Source organism: Xanthobacter sp. BG11Y11_SDJG (genome assembly GCF_057364445.1).
In genome coordinates this window covers 1-6927 of record NZ_JBNFNU010000223.1, presented here as the reverse complement: position 1 = coordinate 6927, position 6927 = coordinate 1, and the positions used below count along the sequence as shown (strand labels likewise).

The 6927-nt window shown below is 71.2% G+C and carries 7 protein-coding genes; 2 read left to right on the top strand and 5 right to left on the bottom strand.

Annotated elements, in window-relative coordinates; translation table 11 throughout:
* Positions 1 to 129 precede the first annotated feature (129 nt).
* The 4 genes from ftsZ to AC2W7M_RS16575 all read right to left on the bottom strand — a co-directional run bounded on the left by ftsZ (position 130) and on the right by AC2W7M_RS16575 (position 4862).
* Complete coding sequence (ftsZ, locus tag AC2W7M_RS16590; protein WP_486133376.1) at positions 130 to 1587, bottom strand: cell division protein FtsZ; 1458 nt, start codon at positions 1585 to 1587, stop codon at positions 130 to 132.
* Positions 1588 to 1675: 88 nt separating this feature from the next.
* Positions 1676 to 3004: a cell division protein FtsA gene (gene ftsA / locus AC2W7M_RS16585; protein ID WP_486133374.1), complete on the bottom strand. Its 1329-nt coding sequence runs from the start codon at positions 3002 to 3004 to the stop codon at positions 1676 to 1678.
* Positions 3001 to 3846 carry a cell division protein FtsQ/DivIB gene (locus tag AC2W7M_RS16580; protein WP_486133373.1) on the bottom strand — a complete coding sequence of 282 codons (846 nt, stop codon included), beginning with the start codon at positions 3844 to 3846 and terminating at the stop codon, positions 3001 to 3003. Before AC2W7M_RS16580 ends, ftsA begins: the two co-directional genes overlap by 4 nt.
* A 95-nt stretch (positions 3847 to 3941) precedes the next feature.
* Positions 3942 to 4862 (bottom strand): D-alanine--D-alanine ligase, encoded by a 921-nt coding sequence (locus AC2W7M_RS16575; protein ID WP_486133371.1) that lies wholly within the window; start codon positions 4860 to 4862, stop codon positions 3942 to 3944.
* Between the two features lie 217 nt (positions 4863 to 5079).
* Between AC2W7M_RS16575 and AC2W7M_RS16570 the strand changes: the two genes are divergently transcribed.
* On the top strand, positions 5080 to 5763 hold the full coding sequence (locus AC2W7M_RS16570; protein ID WP_486133369.1) for a sulfite oxidase-like oxidoreductase: 684 nt from the start codon (positions 5080 to 5082) through the stop codon (positions 5761 to 5763).
* Here AC2W7M_RS16570 and AC2W7M_RS16565 read toward each other — a convergent pair.
* Entirely contained in the window at positions 5748 to 6467 is a 720-nt protein-coding gene (locus tag AC2W7M_RS16565; RefSeq protein WP_486133367.1) for an amidohydrolase family protein, read from the bottom strand. The genes AC2W7M_RS16570 and AC2W7M_RS16565 overlap by 16 nt on opposite strands.
* Before the next feature lie 278 nt (positions 6468 to 6745).
* On the opposite strand from AC2W7M_RS16565, the gene AC2W7M_RS16560 reads away from it, so the two are divergent.
* Positions 6746 to 6927, top strand: a 182-nt coding sequence (locus AC2W7M_RS16560) for a GntR family transcriptional regulator (RefSeq protein WP_486133365.1), incomplete at its 3' end; no start/stop codon positions are given.

Below are 6927 nucleotides of genomic sequence, written 5' to 3'. Positions count from 1 at the left end.
CGGTCCATCGCCGGCCTCGGGACGCCTCGGGAGGCCGGCCGGGAGCGCGCATGCTGGGCTGATCGCGGCGCTGGGGCTCCGCCTCGGGCTCCTCGCGGCGGCCCACATTCGCGAGGCGCTGGAGCAGGCTCATGCGCTTCTTGTCGCCCTGGCCGTCGGCCGGGGCCTCGCCCCGCTGGGCGCGAATCTAGTTCTGGGCCGGCAGCGGCAGTTCCTCCAGGCGCGGCATGCGCGGCGGGCGGGGGGCGCTGGCCCTGCGGCGGGGATGTAAGGGGCGAAGTCGTCCTCCACCGGCGCCGGCGTCTCGGCGGCCGGCTCGGGCTCGACGAAGAAGGAGGGCTTGGGCGCCGCCTGGCGGATGGTCACGTCGTCGATGGCGACGGCGGACCGCTCCTGAACCCGCGGCTGGCGCACCGGCTCGGGCGCGAACGCATCGGGCTGGTCGACGAGGCCGGCGGCCTCCGCTTCGAGGCCGATCAGATCTTCGGCGGAGATGGCCGCCACCGCGCTGCGGATCTGCGCCTCGCGGCTCGCCTCCACGGCGGCGCGGCCGGCATTGGACATCTTGCGGCCCTGCAGATCGGGGAACCGGTCGGACGGGATCACCTGCTCGGGGATCACCGCCGGATCGATGCCGGTGGCCACCACGCTGACGCGGATGATGCCTTCCAGGCCCTCGTCGAAGGTGGCGCCGAGGATGATGTTGGCGTCCGGGTCCACTTCCTCGCGGATGCGGGTCGCCGCCTCGTCCACCTCGAACAGGGTCAGGTCCTTGCCGCCGGTGATGGAGATCAGCAGGCCGCCGGCGCCGCGCATGGAGGTCTCGTCCAGCAGCGGGTTGGCGATGGCGGCTTCCGCCGCCTGGAGCGCGCGCTTGTCGCCCGAGGCCTCGCCGGTGCCCATCATCGCCTTGCCCATGTCGCGCATCACGGCGCGCACGTCGGCGAAGTCGAGATTGATGAGGCCTTCCTTCACCATCAGGTCGGTGATGCAGGCGACGCCCGAATAGAGCACCTGGTCCGCCATCGCGAAGGCGTCGGCGAAGGTGGTCTTCTCGTTGGCGACCCGGAACAGGTTCTGGTTGGGGATGACGATGAGCGTGTCGACGCTCTTCTGCAGCTCGTTGATGCCGTGCTCGGCCACCCGCATGCGGCGGGCGCCCTCGAAGTGGAACGGCTTGGTCACCACGCCGACGCACAGGATGCCGAGTTCGCGCGCGGCGCGGGCCACCACCGGGGCGGCCCCGGTGCCGGTGCCGCCGCCCATGCCCGCGGTGATGAACACCATGTGCGAGCCGGAGAGGTGGTCGCGGATTTCGTCCAGAACTTCCTCGGCGGCGGCGCGGCCGACTTCCGGCTGGGAGCCGGCGCCGAGGCCCTCGGTCACCGCCACGCCCATCTGCACCACGCGCTGCGCCTTGGTCAGCGCCAGGGCCTGGGCGTCGGTGTTCGCCACCACGAACTCGACGCCGTTGAGGCCCGCCTCGATCATGTTGTTGACGGCGTTGCCACCGGCGCCGCCCACGCCGAACACCGTGATCCGCGGACGAAGCTCACGAATGTCGGGCATCTGAAGATTGATCGTCATGCTTTTGCTCCGTCGAACCCGACCCTACGCGGCCCGCGCTTGCGAATCGTGCCTGGTTAATTTTTACGGCATCGATCGTTAACCATGTCTAAAAGCTGTCCCTCAGCCAGCGTCCCACCCGGCCGAAATATCCCGGCGCCGTGCCAGTGGCGGCCTGCCGGCGGCGCGGCTCGAAATGCTCGAGGCCCGCCACCTGCGGATAGACGAGAAGGCCCGCCGTGACCGCGAAGGCGGCCCCGCGCGCCGCTTCCGGAAGGCGCGAGACGCCGAGCGGACGGCCGATCCGCACCTGCGGCCCGACGACGCGTGCGACGAGGTCCGGCAGGCCCTGGAGCTGCGCCGCCCCGCCGGTGAGCACGATGCGCCGTCCGGCGTCGGACGCATGGCCGGTCGCTTTCAGCCGGTCGCGAATCAGCTCGACGATCTCCTCGGCGCGCGGGCGCACGATGGTGACAAGGCGCGACTTCGGCACCATGTGCGGCTGGTCGCGCGGCTCGCCGGAGAGCGGCGGCACGGTGAGCATGTCGTGGTCGTCCGAGGACACCGCCACCACGGCGCCGTGCAGCGCCTTCATGCGCTCGGCGTCGGCGAGGCGCGCCGGCAGGCCGCGGGCGACGTCGTTGGTGATGTGCTGGCCGCCGATGGCGATGCCGTCCACGTGGATGCAGTGGCCGCCCTGGACGATGGAGAAGGTGGTGGTGCCGGCCCCCATGTCGATGAGGGTGACGCCGAGCTCCATCTCGTCGTCGGTGAGCGAGGACAGCGCCGCCGCATAGGGCGCCGCCACCATGGCCTCGATGGAGAGGTGGCAGCGCTCGATGCACAGCACGAGGTTCTTCAGCGCCGTCAGGTCGGCGGTGATGACGTGCATGTCGACGCCGAGCTCGCGGCCGAGCATGCCGCACGGCTCGCCGATGCCGCGCCGGCCGTCGAGCGAATAGCCCACCGGCAGCGCATGCATCACCGCCCGGCCGTCGCCGACCCCGTAGGTGGAGGCGGCCTCCAGCACGCGGCGGATGTCGAATTCCTCCACCGCCGGCCCGGCGATGCGCACCGCGGCCTCGTAGTGCTGGGAGGCGAGGCGCCCGCCGGAGACGCCCACCACCACCGAGGCGATCTGCACCCCGGCGGCGCGCTCGGCCATGTCCACCGCCTGGCGGATGGCGAGTTCCGCCTTCGCCATGTCCACCACCGCGCCGCCCTTGATGCCGTGGGCGCGGGTGTGGCCGATGCCGAGCACGTCCACCGCATGGGTGCGGCGCGTGAGCACGTCGGAGGCGCCGCGCGGCTTCAGGCGGGCGATGGCGCACACCACCTTGCCGGTGCCGATGTCGAGCACGCCGACGATGCCGCTCTTGCGCGGCGGCAGCGGACGCATCTTCGGCGCAAAACCCTGGGCGAGCCTGTGCCTGCTCATGTCGCGCCTCCCTTCTTCGCCTTGGCCCGGGCCTTGATCGCCTGGGCGCGGGCGTCCGCCGCCGCGTCGGACAGGCGCACCGCCACGCGGTCGGGAAGGCGCAGGTCGATGATGGTGATGTCGCGGGACAGGAGCTTCTTGTCCCGGTCGAGGTCGGCAAGCTGGGCGAGCGCGCCTTCCAGGCCGTCCTCCGGCAGGCGCACGTCGATGCCGTTGCGCATCTTCAGCGTCCAGCGCCGCTCGGCGACGAGAATGGCGGCGCGCACCTGGTCGGCGATCACCGGCATGCGCGCCAGCGCATCGACGATCCCGCCCACCTGGCGGTCGGCGCCCTCGCCGACGACGATGGGCAGATTGATGTAGCGCGGATCGTCCGAATAAGGGGCGATGATCCGGCCGTCGCGGCCGATCACGTTGATCGCGCCGTTGATCTGCCAGAGCGCGAACGGCACCCGCTCGGTGATCGCGATGTCGATGCGGTCGGGATAGAACTTGCGCACGCTCGCCGACTGGATCCAGGGCATGGCCTCGAGCCGGGTGCGGGTCTCGTCCGCGTGCACGAACAGGATCGAGGTGGACGGCTTGATGCCGGCCGCTTCCAGGATCTCGGCCGGGGTGACGTGGTTCTGCCCGGACAGGTTCACCTGCACCACCTTGAAACCGGCGAGGTTGGCCGCCGCATCGGCGATGTCGAGGCCGATCTCCTTGGCCGCCTCCACATGGCCGCCGATGACCGTGCCGTAGAGCGAGAAGCCGCCGATCACCGCCACGGTCAGCAGGCTCGCGCCGCGCCGGCCGAGGCTGGAGGCGGCGAGGCGCACCGAGAGGCGGCGCAGCAGCAAAGACAGGCGGCTCGCGGGCCGCGGCTCGGGCGGCAGGCGCTTGTGCCGGTCCGCCGGCACCGGCGCAGGACGCGGCGCCGCGGGCCTGTTCGGCTTCAGCGTTGGAGCGACGCGTCCTCGACCATCCATTTGACCAGCTCGCCGAACGATATGCCCGCATGGGCCGCCATATCGGGCACGAGCGAGGTCTCGGTCATTCCGGGTTGGGTGTTGACCTCCAGGCAGACGAGGCCGGAGATGTCCCCGGTGCGCTCGTCGTATCGGAAGTCGGATCGCGACACCCCCCGGCAGCCGAGAGCTCGGTGCGCCGTCACGCTCAACATCCGCACGTGCTGGTAAACTTCAGGTAAAATCCGGGCCGGAAGGATGTGGACCGAGCCGCCGGGCGCATACTTGCTTTCGTAGTCGTAAAACTTATGCGCGGATTCGATCTCGATGACGCCGAGGGCCTCTTCGCCCATGACGCCGCAGGTCAGCTCAAGGCCGGGAATGAAGCGTTCCGCCAGCAGGACCTCGCCGAATGACCAGTCGTCGCGGTGGAGTTCCTGGGGCGGATGGGTCTGGTCCTCGCGCACGATGAACACGCCGAAGCTCGACCCCTCGCAGATTGGCTTCAGCACGTAAGGCGGCTCCATGACGTGGCCGGCCGCCGCCTCGGCGCGCGACACGGTGCGCCCCGCCGCCACCGGCACGCCGGCCGCCGCCAGGGTGATTCGCGCCTGCGCCTTGTCCATGGCGAGCGCCGAGGCGAGCACGCCGGAATGGGAATAGGGGATGCGCAGGATTTCCAGGATGCCCTGGATGGTGCCGTCCTCGCCGGGGCGCCCGTGCAGTACGTTGAGGGCGACGTCGGGCTTCAGGCGGGCCAGCACCTCGGCCACGTCGCGGCCCACGTCGACGCGGGTGACGCGGTAGCCTTCGCCTTCGAGCGCGGCGGCGCAGGCGGCGCCGGACCTCAGGGACACCTCGCGCTCGGCGGACCAGCCGCCCATCAGCACCGCCACGTGTTTCGCCATCTCGTCTCGTCCTTCATGCGCCGCGGGCGCGCCTCGGCCGCTGCCGGCCGGCAGCGCGCATTCGACCGCCGAACCGTTCCCAATCAATAACGACCGCCCCGCCCCGCCATGCCACCGCGCCCTTGCGCCGAGGGGGCGTGCGGCCGATCCCGGCCGGCCAACGCCGCCGCGTCGTGCTAGTCTTGTGGCGACCCACGGCCTTGACCCGGAGGATGCCATGACCGACCAAGCCGACACGGGCGCCCCAGAAGGGCTGCCGCAGGACACCAAGCTCACCCGCACCAAGCAGCGTTGGGCGCAGGAGGGCAAGTTCCTGACCGGGCGCGTCGCCCGGCCGGAGAGCGAGCGCCTGCCGCCGGGCCAGCATTTGGTGAAGGACTGGCCGGTGCTCGATCTCGGTATCCAGCCCATGGTGCCGCCCATGCGCTTCCGGCTCGACGTGTCGGGGGCGGTGGAGAACCCGGTCTCGCTCGACTGGGACGCCTTCCTGGCGCTGCCGCAGAAGCGCTTCGTCAACGACATCCACTGCGTCACCACCTGGTCGCGCTACGACAACAGCTGGCAGGGCGTCGCCACCCACGATCTGCTCGATCTGGTGATGCCTGCGCCCCATGCGGTGGCGGTGATGCTGCATTCGTTCGACGGCTATTCCACCAATCTGCTGCTGGAGGACTTCGCCTCGCCCGACGCGCTGCTCGCCCATTCGTGGGAGGGCGCGCCGCTCACCCGCGAGCATGGCGGGCCCATGCGTCTCGTGGTGCCGCACCTGTATTTCTGGAAGAGCGCCAAGTGGCTGAAGTCCATCGACTTCATCGCCGCCGACCGCGCCGGCTTCTGGGAGGAGCGCGGCTACCACATGCGCGGCGACCCCTGGGCGGAGCAGCGCTACTCCGACGACTGATCGGCCAGCACCGCCGCATCCGCCGCCGCACCTGCCGCGGCGGTGGCCAGCAGCGCGCGCACATTGGCGTCGAGCACGCGGGCGCGCACCGCCGGGTCGGCGATCCACCGGTCGAGCCAGCCGCGCGCTTCGGCGTAGCTCGTGATCTCGGGGTGCTGGGTGAACGGCCAGTCGCTGCCCCACACCACCCGGCCCGGCGCGCGGGCGAGGAATAGCGCGGCCAGTGCCGTCGGGTCCGCCGGAAAGCGGTAGGGCGCCGACAGCTTCACGAACACCTTGGGATCGCCGAGCGCGTCGAGGATGACGTCGAGGCTGGCGCAGTGGCCCGGCGCGGCGGTGAAGGGCCGGCCAAAATGGTCGATCAGCACGGCGACGTCCGCCGCGCTTGCCGCGGGCAGAAGCTGCGCCCATTGCCGGCCCTCGGCATGGATCTCCAGATAGAGGCCGGCCTGCCGCAGGCGCGCGAGGAGGCCGGCATAAGGCTGGCGCGCGAGGTCCGGCGTCGCCGCGCCGATCAAGTTGAGCCGCACGCCCACCGCGCCGCGCGCGGCGAGGGCGCCGAGCGCCGCCGCGTCGATCTCCGGGTCCACCACCACCACCGCCCTCAGGCGCGCCGCGCGCGCGCACCGCGTCCAGCAGGAAGCCGTTGTCGGTGCCGAGGAAGCTCGGCTGCACCAGGATCGCCCCGGCGATGGCGTGCGCATCGAGGTGGCCGAGATAGGCGGACAGGGGCGCGTCCGCCGCCGGGGCATAGCGCGCCCCCGCGATCGCGCCGAGCCGGGTCTCGAACACGTGGGCGTGGGTGTCCACCGCCCCACCCGCAAAGGCCGGGAGCCGGGCCGCCGATCCGCTGTCCTGAACGCCCATCGCATCCTCAGAGGAGATATTTGACCAAACTATTAGTCTTATATATGAATAGAAATCAAGACGCCCTCAAGGCGCTTCCATGCCGCCGATCCGCTGCTCCGGGAGGAGGACCGCCATGCCCACTGGCCGCGCCGCAAGCGAGCCCGCCACCGCCCTCGGCGGCGACGCGCGCCTGCCGCTCTACGAGCGCCTGCGCGAGGCGCTGCTCGCCCGCATCAAGTCCGGCGAGTTCGGCCCCGGCGCCGCCATCCCGGCCGAGGCGGCCATCGCCGCGCAATACGAGGTGGCGCTGGGCAC